Annotated in this window: 17 protein-coding genes and 2 pseudogenes; 10 read left to right on the top strand and 9 right to left on the bottom strand. The window is 35.2% G+C overall.

Annotated features, from left to right (window positions below):
* Positions 1 to 284: 284 nt before the first annotated feature.
* Positions 285 to 1,085 carry a CPBP family intramembrane glutamic endopeptidase gene (locus tag ACQKP0_RS20180; RefSeq protein ID WP_427407635.1) on the bottom strand — a complete coding sequence of 267 codons (801 nt, stop codon included), beginning with the start codon at positions 1,083 to 1,085 and terminating at the stop codon, positions 285 to 287.
* A 519-nt stretch (positions 1,086 to 1,604) separates the two neighbouring features.
* On the opposite strand from ACQKP0_RS20180, the gene ACQKP0_RS20175 reads away from it, so the two are divergent.
* Positions 1,605 to 2,288, top strand: coding sequence for a DNA alkylation repair protein (locus ACQKP0_RS20175; protein WP_427407634.1), 684 nt, complete (start codon positions 1,605 to 1,607; stop codon positions 2,286 to 2,288).
* A gap of 142 nt (positions 2,289 to 2,430) precedes the next feature.
* Here the strand turns inward: ACQKP0_RS20175 and ACQKP0_RS20170 are convergent, their stop codons facing one another.
* The 5 genes from ACQKP0_RS20170 to ACQKP0_RS20150 form a co-directional block, all read right to left on the bottom strand.
* Complete coding sequence (locus ACQKP0_RS20170; protein WP_427407633.1) at positions 2,431 to 2,748, bottom strand: Ada metal-binding domain-containing protein; 318 nt, start codon at positions 2,746 to 2,748, stop codon at positions 2,431 to 2,433.
* Between the two features lie 20 nt (positions 2,749 to 2,768).
* Positions 2,769 to 3,587 carry a radical SAM protein gene (locus tag ACQKP0_RS20165; RefSeq protein WP_427407632.1) on the bottom strand — a complete coding sequence of 273 codons (819 nt, stop codon included), beginning with the start codon at positions 3,585 to 3,587 and terminating at the stop codon, positions 2,769 to 2,771.
* A 38-nt stretch (positions 3,588 to 3,625) separates the two neighbouring features.
* Positions 3,626 to 4,159: a methylated-DNA--[protein]-cysteine S-methyltransferase gene (adaB, locus tag ACQKP0_RS20160; protein ID WP_427407631.1), complete on the bottom strand. Its 534-nt coding sequence runs from the start codon at positions 4,157 to 4,159 to the stop codon at positions 3,626 to 3,628.
* Positions 4,160 to 4,175: 16 nt separating this feature from the next.
* A complete protein-coding gene (locus ACQKP0_RS20155) occupies positions 4,176 to 4,775 on the bottom strand; it encodes a bifunctional transcriptional activator/DNA repair enzyme AdaA (protein ID WP_427407630.1) in 600 nt (199 codons plus the stop codon).
* A gap of 81 nt (positions 4,776 to 4,856) precedes the next feature.
* Positions 4,857 to 5,570, bottom strand: a complete 714-nt coding sequence (locus ACQKP0_RS20150) for a 2OG-Fe(II) oxygenase (RefSeq protein ID WP_427407629.1) — start codon at positions 5,568 to 5,570, stop codon at positions 4,857 to 4,859.
* A gap of 255 nt (positions 5,571 to 5,825) precedes the next feature.
* Between ACQKP0_RS20150 and ACQKP0_RS20145 the strand changes: the two are divergent.
* Positions 5,826 to 6,002, top strand: a pseudogene (locus ACQKP0_RS20145) (PspC domain-containing protein); the annotation flags it as partial.
* 423 nt (positions 6,003 to 6,425) lie between these two features.
* Here the strand turns inward: ACQKP0_RS20145 and ACQKP0_RS20140 are convergent.
* Positions 6,426 to 6,662, bottom strand: coding sequence for a hypothetical protein (locus ACQKP0_RS20140; protein WP_427407628.1), 237 nt, complete (start codon positions 6,660 to 6,662; stop codon positions 6,426 to 6,428).
* A gap of 189 nt (positions 6,663 to 6,851) precedes the next feature.
* Between ACQKP0_RS20140 and ACQKP0_RS20135 the strand changes: the two are divergent.
* From ACQKP0_RS20135 to ACQKP0_RS20120, 4 genes and pseudogenes are all read left to right on the top strand, one after another.
* A pseudogene (locus ACQKP0_RS20135) lies at positions 6,852 to 7,177 on the top strand (DNA replication protein DnaD); the annotation flags it as partial.
* A 338-nt stretch (positions 7,178 to 7,515) separates the two neighbouring features.
* Complete coding sequence (locus ACQKP0_RS20130) at positions 7,516 to 7,746, top strand: DnaD domain protein (RefSeq protein ID WP_427407627.1); 231 nt, start codon at positions 7,516 to 7,518, stop codon at positions 7,744 to 7,746.
* Positions 7,747 to 7,858: 112 nt separating this feature from the next.
* The gene (locus tag ACQKP0_RS20125) at positions 7,859 to 8,071 is read left to right on the top strand and encodes a hypothetical protein (protein ID WP_427407626.1); all 213 of its coding nucleotides are present in this window, start codon (positions 7,859 to 7,861) and stop codon (positions 8,069 to 8,071) included.
* Between the two features lie 148 nt (positions 8,072 to 8,219).
* Positions 8,220 to 11,372: a DUF3427 domain-containing protein gene (locus ACQKP0_RS20120; RefSeq protein WP_427407625.1), complete on the top strand. Its 3,153-nt coding sequence runs from the start codon at positions 8,220 to 8,222 to the stop codon at positions 11,370 to 11,372.
* A gap of 459 nt (positions 11,373 to 11,831) precedes the next feature.
* On the opposite strand, the gene ACQKP0_RS20115 is transcribed toward ACQKP0_RS20120, so the two are convergent.
* Both ACQKP0_RS20115 and ACQKP0_RS20110 read right to left on the bottom strand, forming a co-directional pair.
* Positions 11,832 to 12,227, bottom strand: coding sequence for a (deoxy)nucleoside triphosphate pyrophosphohydrolase (locus ACQKP0_RS20115; RefSeq protein WP_427407624.1), 396 nt, complete (start codon positions 12,225 to 12,227; stop codon positions 11,832 to 11,834).
* A gap of 325 nt (positions 12,228 to 12,552) precedes the next feature.
* Complete coding sequence (locus tag ACQKP0_RS20110; RefSeq protein ID WP_427407623.1) at positions 12,553 to 13,788, bottom strand: multidrug effflux MFS transporter; 1,236 nt, start codon at positions 13,786 to 13,788, stop codon at positions 12,553 to 12,555.
* Between the two features lie 334 nt (positions 13,789 to 14,122).
* Here ACQKP0_RS20110 and ACQKP0_RS20105 point away from each other — a divergent pair, with 334 nt between their 5' ends.
* The 4 genes from ACQKP0_RS20105 to ACQKP0_RS20090 all read left to right on the top strand — a co-directional run bounded on the left by ACQKP0_RS20105 (position 14,123) and on the right by ACQKP0_RS20090 (position 17,864).
* A complete protein-coding gene (locus ACQKP0_RS20105; RefSeq protein WP_427407622.1) occupies positions 14,123 to 14,260 on the top strand; it encodes a hypothetical protein in 138 nt (45 codons plus the stop codon).
* 562 nt (positions 14,261 to 14,822) lie between these two features.
* Positions 14,823 to 15,488, top strand: a complete 666-nt coding sequence (locus tag ACQKP0_RS20100) for an HAD family hydrolase (RefSeq protein WP_427407621.1) — start codon at positions 14,823 to 14,825, stop codon at positions 15,486 to 15,488.
* 157 nt (positions 15,489 to 15,645) lie between these two features.
* Positions 15,646 to 16,218 (top strand): GNAT family N-acetyltransferase, encoded by a 573-nt coding sequence (locus ACQKP0_RS20095; RefSeq protein WP_427407620.1) that lies wholly within the window; start codon positions 15,646 to 15,648, stop codon positions 16,216 to 16,218.
* Between the two features lie 1,124 nt (positions 16,219 to 17,342).
* The gene (locus ACQKP0_RS20090; RefSeq protein WP_427407619.1) at positions 17,343 to 17,864 is read left to right on the top strand and encodes a GNAT family N-acetyltransferase; all 522 of its coding nucleotides are present in this window, start codon (positions 17,343 to 17,345) and stop codon (positions 17,862 to 17,864) included.
* Positions 17,865 to 18,478 lie beyond the last annotated feature (614 nt).

Genomic DNA, 18,478 nt, shown 5'->3' with positions numbered 1-18,478 from the left:
CCGCATTTACAACGTTAAGGAAATTTCAATATTAAAAAGCCTAATTTCTCAGTACAATGCGAAGAAACTAGGCTATTTCCATTACTCAATTAGCTGGTTTAATGGAATAACCATAATATATCTCAATCATAAAATCACTTAAATCACCTATAAAATATGTAGCATCCCATTCAGTGTTGTTAATATGCTTTGTCATGAAATTCCTCCTATTTTGCCCTACATAACTCTAATATATTTTTATCGGCTATTCAACAAAACTGGAATTTGGCGAACACGGATTATGCTTATACTATTCGCCTGTTCTTTTTGTCGTATATCACAACGGTTACAATTGAAACAAGAACAATCACAGCATTTGCGGCAATGGTTCCCGCCCAAGTCATAGTCATGGTGCCAAAGATGGGGGATGCCGCATTGAACATGGTGTGGAATAATACGCACATAAACACACGGCCTTTTCCTGATATTTTGTAGATTGCCCCGTTGAAAAACCGAAACGCAATGAGTTGAACTGCAAACATCCAAAAGTTAATGAGTCCCTCTCCGTGATTCGTCCCCGGAATGAAGAAGAGAGGGATATGCCATAAACTCCAAATGATTCCAACAAAAACAGAAGACAAAACAAAACCGTATTTTTTGTCAAGCTCAGGCTGCAATATGTACATCCATCCAGCTTCCTCCAAGCCACCGATAATAAGATTACCAAGCAGGGAAAGGAAGAACGTATAAAATGGAAGCACCATTTCCGTGCGGCCTGAAACTGCAATATGTATCAAAAAATACAGTGCAAGTCCTGCAACAACGAACAAATAGAGAGATATACTATTTTTGGCATAAAAAACAGTTCTCAACCATTCCTTGAAACCTGCTATTTTGTTATTTTTCTTCAGAACGATATATGAAGCAATAGCGGGCGACAAAATATAGATTGCAAAAGGGATATTCATCCCGAATTGCTGTAACGAGTGAACCCAATTGTGAACCGAATATCCGAATTGCCCAAGAGCAATCAAAGCACCTGACACAAGATAGGCTATGCAAAATGTCAGCATCGTAAATTGTACTGTGATTTTTTTGTCTGTCACGATTTCTTCACCTCACATTTTAAAGTATACATTAAATTTTAACGGATGGACGCTTTGATTTTTATCACTTAATGTTTGCTTTCTGCCAATTCAAAGTTGCGCTCAGCACAAAATATAAATAATCTCCATTACGAATTCTAATTTTAATGAAGACTTATTGCACCATATGTCACCTTTAAGGTGGGAACATATTAATTTACTAGGAGAATACCACTTTAATTCGGAGAAAGTGGTATCCTTAGATTCTTTAAGACCACTAAAACTTTCTTAACGTTGTTAAAAACGGGGGAATCGTCTTGAAAATAGGCTTAGCGTTGTAAATGCGGATTTACAACGTTAAGGAATTTTAACAAAGAAATAATACATTGCAAGGAGGACTTCCGATAGTCAATTACTTAGTATTATTACTCTAGTAATAAAATCACTTCGATATCTTGCTTTTATATTCATTTTTTTGCTTTCCCAAAAAATAATCAGTTATAGTGAAACTGTTAGATATAAGAAAAGTAGGGGAGCAAAATGGAAAATACAATTAGAAAACAAATCTTTGAACTGATTGATTCAGATTATCAAAAGTTTTCAGCAGCTCTTATACCTAATATTAATAATGTTTTAGGTGTCCGGCTGCCAGAGCTTCGTAAACTAGCAAAAAAAATTACAAAGGGGGATTGGCGCACTTACCTTGAAACCGCAGAAGATGGATATTTTGAGGAAATCATGCTACAAGGTATGGTCATTGGTTATGTTAAGACAGATATTGAAGATAGCTTAGCTTATGTTGCTGCTTTTGTGCCGAAAATTGATAATTGGTCCGTGTGTGATAGCTTTTGTACAGGGCTTAAATTTACAAAAGATAATAAGGAGCGTGTGTGGGAGTTTTTACAGCCATATCTGTCATCTGAGAAAGAATATGACATACGTTTTGGAGTAGTCATGCTCCTAGACTTTTATATAGAGACTGAATACATCGATAGGGTGCTAAAACTACTAGATCGTGTAAAGCATGAAGGGTTTTATGCCAAAATGGCGGTTGCGTGGGCTGTATCTATCTGCTATGTAAAAATTCCTGATATTACAATAGAATATTTGAGAAACAACACGCTCGATGATTTTACATATAATAAAGCCTTGCAAAAAATTACGGAATCTTATCGTGTGGATAAAGAAAACAAAAATCTTATACGTAGTATGAAACGGCGATAAAAAAGTAAGTTGGCTTATAAATATATCTTCAAATTACATCAAATATAGGGACTCGTTTTCATAGAGCCCCTATATCCATTCGAATTCTTATGAATATGTGATAAACTGGCTTAACAACGGCGTGCCTGAATTGGCCTGTGTTTTATACATTTTCATTATGCCTCCTTTCCTTTTGCTCTTTCTTCCACTTTGCATATTTTTCAGGTAAGCAAACGGCACACGGCCTGAAACCCGCCGAGATCGCCGTCTGTTCATCGTCAAAAAATACACGGTGTTTTATATATGCACCTTCTGCTATGGCTCGAAGTGCTGAGGAGCAATCTAATCGTCCGTATAATTTACCCCGTCTATATCCCCCGTAAATTCCTGGTGTATCACTTTGATATGGACGCATATCGGAGCCCATCAGGGTGAATGTCTTTTTGCCATTTTCAGTCCTATCCTTATGATCTTTACGCATACAATCACTTCCTGTTATCTTTACGGCTCGAATCCCGATTGACTAACATAAATCTGCTTTTTTGGAAAGATACCTAAAAACCTCTCATACACTTTCTTATAGGCTTCGGGTCCATACCATTCTTCTAAATTAAGTTCCGTGTATTTTTTTTCAATTCCAAGTTTTTTTGTACGTTTTCCTCCACTGCCATCGCCCATAAAGTAGTCATCAATACATATCCGATTGACCAGTGGTTTCAATTTATCAGGAAAATATTCCCCACTCGGTAATACAGGGGCTATGGCTACTTGAGTTGGAATTCCTGCCTCTGCTAATTTTTGCAATGCCTTAAAGCGTGCCTGAATAGGAGGGGCCTCTGGTGTAAAATGTTTACGTATCGTTTCTGAGTCCGTCTCAATAGTTATACTTACCCGGACTCTGTCTTTTAAGTGCTGTAGCAAATCGATATCTCGACTGACAAGTGGGCTTCTCGTCTGCACTAATAAGAAGTCTGGAGGGGCATCTACCATAACCTCTAATAACGATCGCGTCACTTTTTCTTTATGTTCGACGGGTTGATAGGGGTCAGTGCTGGATGACATAAAAATCGTAACTTTCCCTTTTGCCTTCGCTCTACGGAGTTCTTTACCGAGTAAAGCTGCTGCTCCGTTCTTCACATCAATCCAATTTCCCCATTCGCCTTCTCGAAAAAGAGATACGGGCATTTGGCGTACATAACAATAGGAACACCCGAATGAACAGCCTGTATAAGGATTTAGTGAATGAGTATATCCCGAAAGAAATCCTGTACCTTTATTAAGAATGGTTTTTGGGTTTTTATAGAATAACTCACTTTTCATAGGGAAACCTCCTCGCTTCCAATCATTGTACAGGAATTTTACTTATTGCTCGATGAACCCTGTCTTTCCAAATCCAAAAGCTTTGTCTTCATTTTTAACCCACCACGATAGCCCGTTAACGCTCCATTTTTTCCTACTACACGATGACATGGAACAGTGATTAAAACTGGATTAGCTCCGATGGCTGTACCTACAGCACGAACTGCTGCTGGTTTGTTTATTACGTTTGCTATGTCTGAATAGGACTTTGTCTCTCCGTACGGAATCTCGCAAAGTGCATTCCAGACTGCCATCTGGAATGGTGTCCCATTGTAATCAAAAGGGATGGTAAAGGTTTGCCGTTTCCCTTCAAGATACTGGGTGATTTCAACCGTATAAGGTTCGAGCTTTTCACCATCTTCAACAAGAGGAATTCCCGGAAAGCGTTTCATAGCCCATTCAGACAATTCCTCTAATGGTTTGTTCTGTGAACCAACAAACACAAGCCCCTTAGATGTCGAAGCGATATAGAAATTCCAATCTTTATACTTTAACAAAGACCAATAAAGTGTTGGTTTATTCTCTGATCTCATTTTTAATTTCCTCCGTTTATTTCATTGACCTTTTGTATTCACGATATTGTGCTGGTGTATGTCCAGTTTTCTTTCTAAATAGAGTAATAAAATAGGGCGTGTTAGGCATTCCTACACATAGGGAGATATCCGCAATCGCTTTATTTGTTTGAATCAGGTACTCTTTAGCTGCGTTTAATCTAACCTGTTGTATATACTCGACTGGCGTAATGCCTGTAATCTTTTTAAACGTTCGATGCAAATGATAGGGACTTCCATGAGCTATATCTGCTAATGTTTCTAGTGTTAGTTTTTCAATGAAATTTTTATCAATATACTCAGTGATAAGAGCAACCCACTCACTATCAGGCAATTTCTCATTAGTAGGCTTGCAACGTTTACAGGGGCGGAAATTTGCTTGGAGAGCTTGTTCGGCATTTTTAAAGATACGTACATTTTCCTTTTTAGGAACGCGAGATTTGCATGACGTTTTGCAAAATATCCCAGTGGTCTTTACAGCATAGAAAAATTTATCATTGTACGAAGCATCATTGCTAATAATTGCTTGCCATTTTTCATTTGTCATCAACTCATCATCATGATTCTTTCGAAATCCACTATTGACACTGCTCAACATTTACCTCACCTCTCCTTATATTATACACCCTGTAAATTTAGTACATATGATGACAGATATAAAATAGCAAGATAGTGAAATTTATTTAGAATCATGAAAAATAATCCCCATACCATATCTTTCTCCAGAGGTAACCGTACTTACGCCGTGACGAACTGTATTCTTGTAATATCCTTTTTTTCCAAGAGAAGGTCTATGGTTAGTAGGAAAAATAAGTGCGCCACCTTGTTCCAACGTAATGACATGCGCCCTGCTCTGAGCACGTGGGATCTGTTCCACTAATAGGGATTCACCGCCCGTATAATCTTCATCTCTTTGATTTAATACAAATACTACTTGAAACGGGAAAAATACGTCTCCATATAAATCCTGGTGCAAGCAATTAAACCCACCCTTTTCATATTTTAGAATTAAAGGTGTTGGTCTTGTTTGCTCGTATTCTTCACATATCTTTAAGAAATCTTGAAGGTTATCTGGAAATTGTGCGGGTTTCTTCAAGTAATCCAACCATCTATTTGCGGTTTTTGCCAGCTCTGGATAAAATGATTCTCTTAAACTTTGTATGACTTCAGGTAATGGGTATGAAAAATATTTATATTCTCCATTCCCAAAGCGGTATCTCGTCATATTGATGGTGGTTCTGTATGACTCTTCTTCGTTATAAAGCTCCATGAAAGATTCACATTCATCTTTTGTTAAAATAGGTGGAAGTTTTGCAAATCCGTTTTCATCTAATTCGTTTTGAATGGATTCCCAATTTAGGCTTTTTATTCTCGTTGGTATATCTTGGACCATTTTCATCTCTCCTAACATTCATGATATCTAACACTATAACTAAATAAATTAGAAAAAATAAGACTATTAGAATGTAATAGCAAGATAACGAAATGAATCAAGATGATTATTTGATAAACTAAAATCCATTAGTATACGTTTTGTTTCGAATTGTGAAAAGGGAAGGAAAATGAAAAAATAACAGAGTATGAAATCAATATAATGAATATGTTTTTTTATGGTAATGTATATGTAGGGGGAACTTACATTGAATAGAAAAAGTTAAGAAAATCATCAACAGATCGGTCATTATCTGGAGTGTGTGGAGGGATAGCAGAGTTTTTCGGTATATCGTCTTTTATAGTAAGACTAATATTTATTTTTTTGCCTGCTAATTTGCTTATATATATAATTTTTGCCAACACTCTTCCAGACAGCCCTCGGTCTCTATAACTTATAATTTTATCAGTTGTTACAAATATCTGTATTCAGCTTCATGGGTGGCTAAAGGGAAGTAATTTGCTAATAGTTCTTTTTCTTTTGGTCAGCACTATACTGCAGCAAGGATCAGCGCTTATTTCACTTTTAGAGGCTTATTTCTAGATTAATACTCAATAAGTAAATTGGATATTTATGTTAAAGTGTAGAAGAGATAATAAAAAAATACACTTAAACTCCCTCAGTTTAATAAGATTTTCTCCCGAATACTCGCTATCGGCGCTTTAGTTAAAGACAGTATCAATATCAATTGGGACGTAAATAACGTAAAAATGGCTTGTCAAACTGATGTTAGTTTGCAAGCCATTTTTCATTGCCATTTATATAATATGCACTTCAAAAACGGAACCTTTTATGCCTGGCACTGTTCGTTATTTATTAGAAGAATGGTCTGCGAGCTCCTAACCCTAATCCAGCAGCACGTAAACCAAATGCGGCTCCTGCCAACCCACCGACTGCTCCTAACCCACCGAAAGCTAAGCCAAGACCAGCGCCAAGACCACCTCCAAGAAGACCAAACCTACCAGGACCATAATAACCAAATCCCCCCATACGAGGACCATAGCCCCTATAACCCCTTCCATAACCTCTGAAAGGATAAGCACCAAATGACATCATATCTCCCCCTTTATAATGCTCGTGTATACCCACATATATAGTTTATGAAAATAAGACAAATACCGAGCATGTTCAATTTTAATTAAATATAAGTTAAGGCTGTTTTCGCATATTGGGAAAATGTTGCAAAATGTTAATTAAGACACTCATATTTAATTTTATGTGAAGAAAGGGTAGTGAATGAAGATGGCAAAATATAGAATGGTACGTACTGTTTTTTGGAAGAATCCGATTGTATTGGAGGAGATGACCCCGGAGGATAAGTATTTTTACCTTTATCTGCTTACGAATCCGAATACTACTCAAATTGGAATCTATCGAATTACGAAGAAAGAAATGGCTTTTTCGAGGATCATCATCAGTTGATTCGTTACAATCCTGAAACAAGGGAACTTGCGATCAAGAACTGGGGGAAAGAGAACCTCCAAAAAGGCGGAAAACCGGTCATGGATTGTATTTTTTCCGAATTGAAAGAGGTAGAGGATCACTCGCTTATACAATATGTTGCAGAATCCATACATAAGCAAGAGATTCGCAGTTTATATGAAGCTTTTTATCAACAAAAAGGGATGCTCATTGATACGGAAGAAAAAGAGTATGATGAAAAAGATCCCTGTATAGAATTTAACGATTTGTTTCCTTCTCGTTATAAGACAGGTGGATAAAAAAAGAGGATGAAAAAGACCTTTGTAAGGAATTTGACGATACGTTATCGTCTCGTTTTACGACACGTGGGCAAAAAGAAAAACAAAAACAAAAAGAAAAAGAAAAACAAAAATAACAAATAGATTTCTATCTAAGTATAGAGAATAATCCAGACATAGTGTATCCGTTACAGAGTCATCCAAAAATGGAGGATGTGAAAGAAATTATCCACTTTTGGGACACTAATGGGTTTGGTTTAACGAACACATATGCGAAACTGCATCTTTTATCTTGGTTAGATGATTCTTCTTTTTTACAACCGAAAAAAATGATTTTAAAAGCCATGAATATTGCTTGTGCCAATAACCAGCGAAAGCTGAATGATATCGTGGGGATTCTGAAAAACTGGGAAAATGAATCTTTACTTACCGTATAAGAAGTGGCTTCATATGATGAGAAACAAAAACAGTATAGACAGTTAATCGAATCGCTTCCTTTTGGAAGAGCAATTCCGAGAGAATTTGAACTCGACCTAACGGCAGGTGAGGATGAATAGTGTTGTGGAAAGAACGTACCTAGGATGCTTAATGAAGGCGGGTTATTTAGTTCATGATACCATTATTCAACCCGATCAGCTTGAAAGTACTCGGCATAAAGAGTTAATGAGAAGAATGGTGGAATTAAAGCGGGCTGGTAAGGGGATTGATTTGCATACCTTCACCACCTTATCAGACATCGAATCATTTGGTGGAATCCGGTAAGAATAGCTCTAGCTATTTGGTATTCCAAAAGATAAACCGGCCTTCATTACATCTATTTAACTTTTACAATATTTTCTGTTATTTTTAATATATACAAAAAATATGGTTAGATGAAATGATTCTCTCATAGTTTAAGAGGTGACCCCAAGTGCTCAAACAAGGCATATACGAAGAAATCATCACTCAAAAATTAAAAACAGAACTTGAACAACTACATAATGAATCTTTCGAAATTGGAAAGGAAACGTTGGATGTAGAGGAAGCTAGGAAAATGCTTTCTAGTTATATTTCCCATGTTACAAGGAGAGCTTTGAAGTTTGTAAGGGATAGTGAAAATGATGATAAGGTTGCATTGATCAATCAAATTAATCTCTGTAACGAAATTATCACCATTTTAAGTGAAACTCTTGGCGATCAGGAATTTGATGCTTTAAAAATATCCGAAGAGGCAGAAGTTTTGACTTCCCTTTACTCACGAATCAATACGACCTCAAGTTTTCAAAAAACGCCTGTGATTAGACCTGTTACGCCTATATCCCAAAGTTCTCTATTTACAGGGTCTAATTATGAACCTAATATGCTTGGTGAATTGAAGAAGGAGATTGGAAGTTCGGATTCAATTGAAATGCTTATTTCTTTTATTAAGTGGAGCGGCTTAAGATGTATTATTGAGGAGCTAATTTCCTTTACAGATAAGGGTGGAAAATTAAGGGTAATTACGACTTCTTATATGGAGGCAACCGATTTTAAAGCTATTCAAGAACTTAGTAATCTCCCAAATACCGAGGTGAAGATATCCTATGACGTTGAAAGAACTCGCCTTCATGCCAAAGCATATCTCTTTAAAAGAGAGACCGGTTTTAGCACTGCTTACATAGGATCCTCTAATCTGTCCAATCCAGCTTTAACATCCGGCTTGGAATGGAATTTGAAAGTAACAGAGAAAGATTCGTTCGATATTATCAAAAAGTTTGAAGCTACTTTTGAAAGCTATTGGAACGATCGTGAGTTTAAAACCTATGATCCTTCTAATAAAGAAGACCATCAAATGTTAAAAACAGCTTTATCAAAATCAAAGCTTCAAAATGAAAACATTATCCACTTTACCTTTGATATCCAGCCTTATTTTTATCAAAAAGAAATTTTAGAGAAATTACAAGTGGAGCGGGATATTTACGGTAGAACGAAAAACTTATTGGTTGCAGCAACTGGTGTCGGTAAAACGGTTATTGCAGCATTTGATTATCGTCGATATAAACGAGATTATCGACATCAATCACGGCTATTATTTGTTGCCCATCGCGAAGAAATTTTAAAGCAAAGCTTAGATACTTTTCGTGCTATTTTAAAAGACTTCAATTTTGGTGATTTGTTAGTAGGGAATCATGAACCGAATTCTTTGGAGCATTTATTTGTTAGTATTCAAAGCTTTAATAGCAAAAGATTGTATGAACATACAACAAGTGATTTTTATGATTTTATCATTATTGATGAGTTTCACCATGCAGCAGCGGATTCGTATCAAAAGTTATTGGATCACTATCAACCTCAAATATTGTTGGGCCTTACCGCAACCCCTGAACGCATGGACGGTAAAAATATTTTATCTTATTTTGATGAAACGATTGCTGCTGAAATGAGATTAACAGAAGCCATTAATCAAAAATTATTGAGTCCGTTTCAATATTTTTGCATTAGTGATGTAGTTGACTTATCCAAGCTAAAGTGGAGTAGAAGGGGATATGAAATTAGAGAACTAGAAAATGTCTATACTTCTAACACATTAAGAAGCAATAATATTGTCAAGAGTGTCCATAAATATGTGACAGATATTGATCAAGTAAAAGGACTTGGGTTCTGTGTTTCAATCGAACATGCCAAGTATATGGCTGAATTTTTTAATGAATCTGGTATACCATCAGTTGCATTATATGGAAATGTGAATTCAAAGCTGAGAGAGGATGTTCAGGATCAGCTTGTGATGGGTGAGATTAAATTCATTTTTGTTGTGGATCTTTACAATGAAGGAATTGACATACCGGAAGTAAATACGATTCTTTTCCTTAGACCATCGGAGAGTTTAACTGTCTTTCTGCAGCAGCTTGGGCGAGGTCTACGACTACACGAAGGGAAGGAATGTTTAACCGTACTGGATTTTGTTGGACAAGCACATAAAAATTATAATTTTGAGGAGAAATTTAAAGCATTAATAGAGAAAACAAAACACTCCGTACAGTATTATGTCGAAAACAGTTTTTTCAATTTACCAAAAGGGTGTTTTATCCAACTGGAAAAGCTTGCTAAGAATTATATCTTGCGCAATATTAAAAGCAGTGCGAATTCAAAAGTTAATCTTATAGCGAAGATGAAGTATTTTACGGAGGATACTGGTAAAGCTTTAACCTTATCGAATTTTCTTCATCATTACCATCTATCATTATATGATTTTTATGGAAAAAACGGTAATCGAAGTTTCAGTAGAATGATGGTAGAGGCAGGGGTTAGTAAGGAATTTGAATGTAACAATGAAAAATTTATTACTAGCCGGCTTCCATCGTTATTTCACCTAAATTCTCCAACATTCATTCGTTTTATACTTACCTATCTGAAAGAAAAGAAGATTAGCGATGATAAAGAAACATTAATGCTATCCATGTTATTTTATACTTTTTATAAGTCATATCCGGAAAAAGAGGGGCTAGCTTCTATTGAAGAAGGGATTCAAAATATTATTTCTGTTCCTGAGTTTAAAGTAGAAATTATTGCGATTTTTGAATATTTATATCAGTCTATTGAAACGATGGAAATCGAAAATGATTTTTCATTTTCATGTCCATTACAAGTACATTGTAAGTATACAACCTCGCAAATAATGGCTGCATTTGATTATTATAACGAGGAAAAATCACCTTCTTTTCGTGAAGGAGTAAAGCATTTTGAGGATAAAAATGTCGATATATTCTTTATTACGTTGAATAAATCAGACAAAGATTTTTCTCCATCAACCTTATATGATGATTATGCGATAAATGAACGGTTATTTCATTGGCAAACGCAGAGTAGAGTATCTGAAACTAGTGAAACAGCTAAACGATATATTCAACATCGCCAAAGAGAACAACAAATCGCATTATTTGTAAGAGAATATAAGAAGGAGAATGGCTATACCTCGCCATTTGTGTTTCTTGGAACAGCTGATTACGTGAAACATTCTGGGAATAAGCCGATGAGTTTTATATGGAAGTTGAGAGAGGAAATGCCTTCGTATTTATTGCCAAGGGCAAATAAAAATATACTGTGAAAGAATATGACGAACATATGTTTCTGGTGAAATTTATGGTATTATATGTATAGCTACATAAGTAGGGAGGGCGTTGGCACCTGTTTCTCGTTTCTTGCCTTGTGATCATGTCACAGTAAGGAAAGGAGGTGCTGCTGATGACAATCTTTGAGGCACTGATTTTGATGATCAGTTTTGCTACTTTGATTGTTATGATGATAAAAGAGAAGTAACCCTCCCTGATTCGGCAATTGGGTGAAGGGTTACTCCTTTGCATTTTTGCCACCGCACTTCTTGCGGAGTAGCTACTAGAACGCCGATGTTCGAGCATTGGCGTTCTTTTTTAGTGTATTCTTATTTTTATTATAATATACGCGTTCTTAAAATGAAAGGAAACGACTCATTTAGTTATTAATCATAAAAACAACGAAAGCCTTCCGTGAATTATTAAAGATACGATTTAGAGGTAATATTGACAAACTAAATTTCTTTTATTAATAGTTCAACCGCTGGGATATCTGCTGGAGCCCATTTCAAAGAATCAAGATTTTCTCTTTTTAGCCAAATTAGTGAAGAGTGTTCCTTTGGTTTTGAAGTTCCTTCTACAATCTTGCATTTAATAGCAATCAAGTTAATAAAAAAAGATTCATATTCGTGAATGATGTCATTATGTATTTCATAAGTTTCAATTTTACAGGTCAATTCTTCATCAACTTCTCTAACCAAAGCAGAAAAAATATCTTCATCTTTCTCAACTTTACCACCTGGAAATTCCCACCTATTAGGATTTGCCATTTTTGGTGAGCGAAGTGCGCAAAGAATCTCATTTTTGTCGTTTTCAATTATTGCTGCAACAACTTTGACAGTTTTTTTCATATTTCCTCCAATGAATAAGTCATGATTAACCATCTGATTTTCTTTAGACTTGGGCTTCGTAACGGTAAAAACAATTTAAATCAGGAGATTTCTCTTATGCAATATTATACTTATATTACATTTGTAAATACAAAGTAAGGTATAGAAATTAGATCAACTGCAAATTGATGGAACATACCAAAGATCTATCTCTGAAAAAATTCATAGATAACTACAATGGGTAGGACAATAAGACCCAAGTGATTATCTCTTCACTTGGGTCATGTTTAAAATGCGATATAAATGAATTTGTTCGTTTGATAAAAGAAACATCCGTAAACCTAAACTATATCTTAGAAACCTGTTCCGCAGAATTCGAACCCTGTATCCTAAGCGAACCTTTCCGAACCAAAATAAAATAGGATAAGAAAGCCAGAAAACTAGCACAAAAGATGGTGACGCCCATTGGAATGCCTGTATATGATCCAGCTATTCCGACAAGTGGGGCTGTTAAGGATCCAAGTAAAAATGGCAATAAGCCTAATAATGCGGAGGCACTGCCTGCAATATGTCCTTGAGACTCAATAGCTAATGTAAAAGAGGTCGTACCAATAATACTGATCGATAACACAAAAAAGAAGACCGGGATGGCAACGGCGACAAGCGGTGCTTTTAGAAGAAGAGCGATAAGTAAACATACAGCCGCTAAGTTAGAGATTCCTAATCCTATCTTTAAAAATGTTCGCTCCGATATCCTGTCTGTCAAGCGCCCAACCGACTGACTTCCAATTATTAATCCTAAACCATTCACGCCAAATAATAAACTGAACTGTTGAGGCGTGACATGGTATATATTCTGATAGACAAAAGGAATACCTGATACATAGGCGAAAATTCCAGCAGTAGTAAATCCTTGAGTAAATGCGTATCCCATGAATTCTCGATCTTTGAATAAGGAGCCAAAATTGCTCAGAAGCTGTGGCAAGTTACTTGGTACACGTTTTTCCACTGGCAACGTTTCTTTTAGTTTCAATGAAACCGTGAAGATTAATACGGCGCCAATACAAGCCAAAGCAATAAAAACCCCATTCCACCTAGTAAAAGATAGGATGACTCCTCCAGCAACCGGTGCAACGATTGGACCGAGGTTTCCCACTAACACCATTAACGTAAAAAACTTTGTCAGTTCCTTTCCACTAAACAAGTCTCTTACGACAGCTCTAGAGACCACAAGACCACCTGCTGCAGAAAAGCCCTGGACAAAACGAGCGACAATAAGGAAATAAATATTGGGTGCAAACGAGCAGGTTAAAGAAGCTAATAAGTATAAACAAAGAAAAAATAGCAACGGTTTTCTACGACCTTTTACATCACTCAATGGACCAATAAACAATTGTCCTAATCCCAGTCCTAATAAACACGCAGTTAAACTAATTTGTACGAGCGAAGCCGTAGTATGAAAATCTTTTACAATAGTAGGAAAGGACGGTAAGTATGTGTCTATTGTAAAAGGTCCTAAAAGTCCAAGTGACCCTAAAAGTAAAGCAAGTTGTATTCGTTGTTTTCCACTAGGTGTATTCAATTTTTCCTCGCCTTTCAATTAAAATAGTATTTATGTTCCTTCAGTTAATTCAGCAACAACACCCCATAGGACATTAAGCTTATATTGTTACAAACTAACCGGAAATTCCATTTTTAATTCATTTCGGTATCCGAAATTGCATAATTTTCATTATAACCGGATTTCATTTATCGGTAAATATTAAAATGAGCTGAAGCAGCATAATTTGAAATTATACATAAGTATTGGGCACTTTTTTACAAACAAAAAAAATAAAAAAATTTAAGAACATATTTTAAAAACAAACATATACTGTCTACTGTGAGAAATTTTATATGGAAGAGGTAAGAAGAAAATGGAAGACATTCAGTTAAAAACATCAAGAAAAAACGAGTGCAAAGAGGGGGAAAATGGATATAAGATCATTGAATTAAATGTATCTGATCCAACAGAAAGTTTATTTGCTATAGTTACTCCTATAAAAAACCAATAGCAGAAATAACCTCTAATTAAAAAGCCTATCTTTCGGGTAATTATACATAGAAAGATGGTTTTATTTTTTTGGAAAGAGTGGGGTTGGTGTATTTCTATTAATATTAAAATACTAAAATATTGGATGTTATTGTAAAAATAAAAGAACAGAGCTTTGCAAGAAGTTTGTACAGAACTTAACTGCATAAAAATATAGGCTTGCCAGCCCCTCAAATAACACATTTTATAAATTTAAGTGCCCCTGACCCCCACCAAGTTAACACTTAAGTATGGTGGGGATCAGGCACTTTGTTCTGGACCAATTAGAATACTCATCATCAAGGATTTAAAGAATGAAAATAAAGTTATTAAGGAACAATTGTAAACCCAATTTGGAAAAACTTATGAGGAAGTTTAAGTTCTCTCGATTTCCCACTTCTATTTGATTTTTTTTGTTGAATGTCTTTTATTCCGCAGCCGGGCCATTTAATAGAGAAAAACTGGTAGTTAATAAAAATTTAAAATTATTTTGAATTTTCTATGGTAAAATAAGGAGGGCATTTGATGCAGAAAGGAATCTTAATATGGACAAATATAAAATAATTTTATTTGATTTAGATGGAACTCTTTCAGACCCCAAAATGGGTATAACTAAATCTGTTCAATATGCGCTACAAAAAATGGACATTGACGAGCCTAATATCGATAAACTTGAATGTTTTATCGGTCCACCACTTCAAGTTTCATTTGCTGAATATTATGATTTTGATGAGGAAAATACACAAAGGGCAATTGATTATTATAGGGAAAGGTTTAAGAATAAAGGTATGTTTGAAAATGAGTTATATTCTGATATTCCTTTACTATTAAAATCATTAAAAGAACAAGATTATATTTTAGTTGTTGCAACTTCAAAGCCTACTGTGTTTTCTGAACAAATATTAAAGTATTTTAAAATTGACCAGTATTTCGAACTTGTTGTCGGGAGTAATCTTGACGGAACAAGAACATCTAAAACAGAAATTATTCAATACATAATTGATAAGTACAATGAGCAAAAGCTAGATGATTTTATAATGATTGGTGACAGAAAACACGATATTATTGGTGCAAATAATGCAGGGATCGACTCTATTGGAGTAACATATGGATATGGTTCATTAAAAGAAATAAGTGATTCTAATCCTACACATATTGTCCATAGTGTTGACGAGATAAAAGATATTTTAATAGGAAGTAAAGTTGAATAATTGACGACATTTTATCATTCAGCTATAGGGCCAGATTGTTTAGGAATGTTTTCAGTACAATTAAGGAATAACGGATGTCTTAAATTCAGCAATTCCGAATGAAATGAAAATGAAGATTTACATACCAATTGAGGGCTAACCTAAGGGAGGAAGTAACATGAATATTGAAAAAGTTTTCGGGGGTTTTCCAGTATTGGAATCTACGAATCTGATATTAAAAAAAATCGAAGAGGTACACTTACAAGAATTATATTCGATCTACGACAATGACAAAGTATTCAAATATTGCGGAATGATTCCCAGACATAACTTACAAACGGTAAGTAAGATGATTGGTCATTTTGATAAGGATTACGATAAAAAAAGAAGAGTCAAGTGGGGTATCTTTCAGAAGAATCAAAGTAATAAATTGGTTGGAATTTTGGAATCTATGGACTTTAACCAAAAAGTGAACATGGTAACTATTGGTTATTATTTGGCAGAAGATTATTGGGGTAAGGGCATTGCAACCGAATCCGTTCATACGTTAGTAAAATTTTTATTTGAAGAAGTTAATATTAACAGAATTCAAGCAGAGGTGATGCCTGCAAACGAGATTTCAAAGAAAGTCCTCTTGAAAAACGGATTTATGAAAGAAGGATTGTTAAGACAAGCTTCTTTATGGTCAGACAAAGGAGTTGTTGATTTAGAAATATACAGCATACTTAAAGAGGAATACACGAATAATTAAATTTTTTAACCCATCCTCTCTTGGACGGGCTTATATGTTTTAAAGAATAGAAAGTTTTTTGCATTAGTTTATTTTCCTAAAACGAACGTTATTGGACCATCCCTTTTGTATCACGTTTTCAGCCTTAGCGTACAATATTTCCGTTTATATTAATCATCCATAACGGATGACTTTACAGTATTCAACAAACGTGCGCTTGTGCGGCCGAGCATAGGTCGTATCATATAGCGGGTGGGATTCCCGTCGAGTAAGAACTAGCCATTCGCTAGTAGCGAGTCTTGGAGGGTTAAAGGTAACTTTAATCTTTAAGCGTAGACAGTTAGGTAGCGGGCCAAAAGCCAAATGGTTGAAGGGATTGAGCTCCATAATGTTAGTAAACCGAGAGGGCTGATGCCTTAAGCGCAGCAGAAAGCTACATTTTATCATTCGTTAAGGGCAAGAAGGATAAAACCTCTCTGGAGTCAGAGACCTTGGCACGTTATACATTGATATGATACGGCAACTCAGGAGACCCTAACGGTCTTTTCTTTTTTTAGAAGAGTATGGTGTACAAGTGATAATAAGCAAAGAAACCAAATGCCGTTGTAGGGAGTCGGATAGCAGCGTAGTACCAATGAAGGTTATTACAATTATTATTGCATCACAGATAATACCCAAAGTGTAAACAAATTCAGAGACAAAATCGGATACCTACTGTTTAAATGGCTCAACAGAAGAAGTCAAAGGAAATCATTTACTTGGGATAAATTCAGACTCTTTCTTAATAAATATCCTTTACCTTACGCAAGAGTTAAGGTTAATATTTACGATTTAAGAAAAGAGATTAGCTATATTTTGTAAATGATAACTAGGAGGAGCCGTGTGCGTTAATAGCGCAAGCACGGTTCTGTGTGGGGGGAGGAGTACAATTTATCGCAAGGTAGAAAGACTCCCTTTTACTCGACTACTTCAATAACGATCTTCATCAATCGGGCCATTTTGCGGAACAAGGGTTAGAAATCACAGGCGAAAAAGAGTTAGCATGGGTGAATATTTATATACCCTATTTTTACAATTATGGAAATTGTGTTTATAATGTTTTAGACTAGGTGTGGAAGTGGCTTGACTTAGGAGAGGAGAAAAAAATGATTGAATTACGAAAGATAACCGGGGATAACATAGATGAAGTAATAGCACTTGAAGTTGGAGAAAACCAGAAAGACTTTATAGAAACTACTAACCTCAGAAGCTTTGCAGATGCTCATATGTTGAACACAGATGGTATACCAGCGACTCCACTAGCCATTTATGCTGATGATACTATGGTTGGGTTTTTGATGTATATTTACGATACGATGGATCATGAATCATTTGAAAATGAAGTTTTCTATGGCAAGAAGAGTTATTTTATTTGGCATAATATGATTGATAAAAGTTTCCAAGGAAAAGGATATGGCAAACTTGCTTTTGAAAAAATGTTGATGGATATTGAAAATATGCCATATGGGGAAGCAGAATATGTAACCCTCTTTTATCATACAAGTAATGTCAAAGCTAAAACATTATACGCTTCATTTGGTTTTGTAGATACAGGTATCATTCAGGATAACTCAATGTTGGCGATTAAAAATCTAGATGGGAAAATAACAGAATCCTTAGTAGAATAGGATCTCTCAGAAAGAAATGTAAGCTATCATGTCTTGACCCATAATAAACACAAATATCCAGAAGAAACACCGATTTTGTTAGCTCTGTTCTAGCAAAAATATAATATTTATACCGCAATCGGGCGCTAATATGGAATAAAACTTAGATTTCAAAACGACTTTATTGTTAATTTTTCGTTTGGTGAAGTATTTTTCATCAAAAATTAAACAACTTTATTGTCATTGTACAAGTAAGCTCCTTGAATTTGAACTAGTTTTTTACTATTTCCAAAAACCAAAGCCCCTGAATTTGACCAATTTCAGCCAAATTCAGGGGTTCACTATTTCATTTGCTTCTTATTTTGGATGTTACATTAAGATTAATATTTTTGGAAATTTATTGTCCGTAAGGAACAATGGTGATTTAAAAAATAGTTCATTTTTGTCTATTTGCTCTGTTCTAGCAGAATCATAGTATATTCAATAAGATTGTTAGAAGAATGGTCAGATAATAATATAATTATAGATGAAGTGTAATTGGTATCTACTAGTTGAAAATTTAGGTCTTTATGTGGCCTCAGCATTTTATGATTTTGATTAACTTATATCCGTTATAGAGTTTCCTACTTAGTAAC

This window comes from Heyndrickxia sp. NPDC080065 (assembly GCF_050281185.1).
Lineage (GTDB): Bacteria > Bacillota > Bacilli > Bacillales > Bacillaceae_C > Heyndrickxia.
Note: the sequence above shows the minus strand (reverse complement) of the source record. Positions and strands in the feature narration are given on the sequence as shown.

Excerpts from the sequence above, each read along its gene's own strand:
- ACQKP0_RS20125 (WP_427407626.1), top strand. The coding sequence starts at position 7,859 with ATGAATAGTGTTGTGGAAAGAACGTACCTAGGATGCTTAATGAAGGCG.
- ACQKP0_RS20095 (WP_427407620.1), top strand. The coding sequence starts at position 15,646 with ATGAATATTGAAAAAGTTTTCGGGGGTTTTCCAGTATTGGAATCTACG.
- ACQKP0_RS20170 (WP_427407633.1), bottom strand. The coding sequence starts at position 2,748 with ATGCGTAAAGATCATAAGGATAGGACTGAAAATGGCAAAAAGACATTC.
- ACQKP0_RS20115 (WP_427407624.1), bottom strand. The coding sequence starts at position 12,227 with ATGAAAAAAACTGTCAAAGTTGTTGCAGCAATAATTGAAAACGACAAA.
- ACQKP0_RS20175 (WP_427407634.1), top strand. The coding sequence starts at position 1,605 with ATGGAAAATACAATTAGAAAACAAATCTTTGAACTGATTGATTCAGAT.
- ACQKP0_RS20155 (WP_427407630.1), bottom strand. The coding sequence starts at position 4,775 with ATGTTGAGCAGTGTCAATAGTGGATTTCGAAAGAATCATGATGATGAG.
- ACQKP0_RS20150 (WP_427407629.1), bottom strand. The coding sequence starts at position 5,570 with ATGGTCCAAGATATACCAACGAGAATAAAAAGCCTAAATTGGGAATCC.
- ACQKP0_RS20140 (WP_427407628.1), bottom strand. The coding sequence starts at position 6,662 with ATGTCATTTGGTGCTTATCCTTTCAGAGGTTATGGAAGGGGTTATAGG.
- ACQKP0_RS20090 (WP_427407619.1), top strand. The coding sequence starts at position 17,343 with ATGATTGAATTACGAAAGATAACCGGGGATAACATAGATGAAGTAATA.
- adaB (WP_427407631.1), bottom strand. The coding sequence starts at position 4,159 with ATGAGATCAGAGAATAAACCAACACTTTATTGGTCTTTGTTAAAGTAT.
- ACQKP0_RS20165 (WP_427407632.1), bottom strand. The coding sequence starts at position 3,587 with ATGAAAAGTGAGTTATTCTATAAAAACCCAAAAACCATTCTTAATAAA.
- ACQKP0_RS20105 (WP_427407622.1), top strand. The coding sequence starts at position 14,123 with ATGGAAGACATTCAGTTAAAAACATCAAGAAAAAACGAGTGCAAAGAG.
- ACQKP0_RS20130 (WP_427407627.1), top strand. The coding sequence starts at position 7,516 with ATGGAGGATGTGAAAGAAATTATCCACTTTTGGGACACTAATGGGTTT.
- ACQKP0_RS20100 (WP_427407621.1), top strand. The coding sequence starts at position 14,823 with ATGGACAAATATAAAATAATTTTATTTGATTTAGATGGAACTCTTTCA.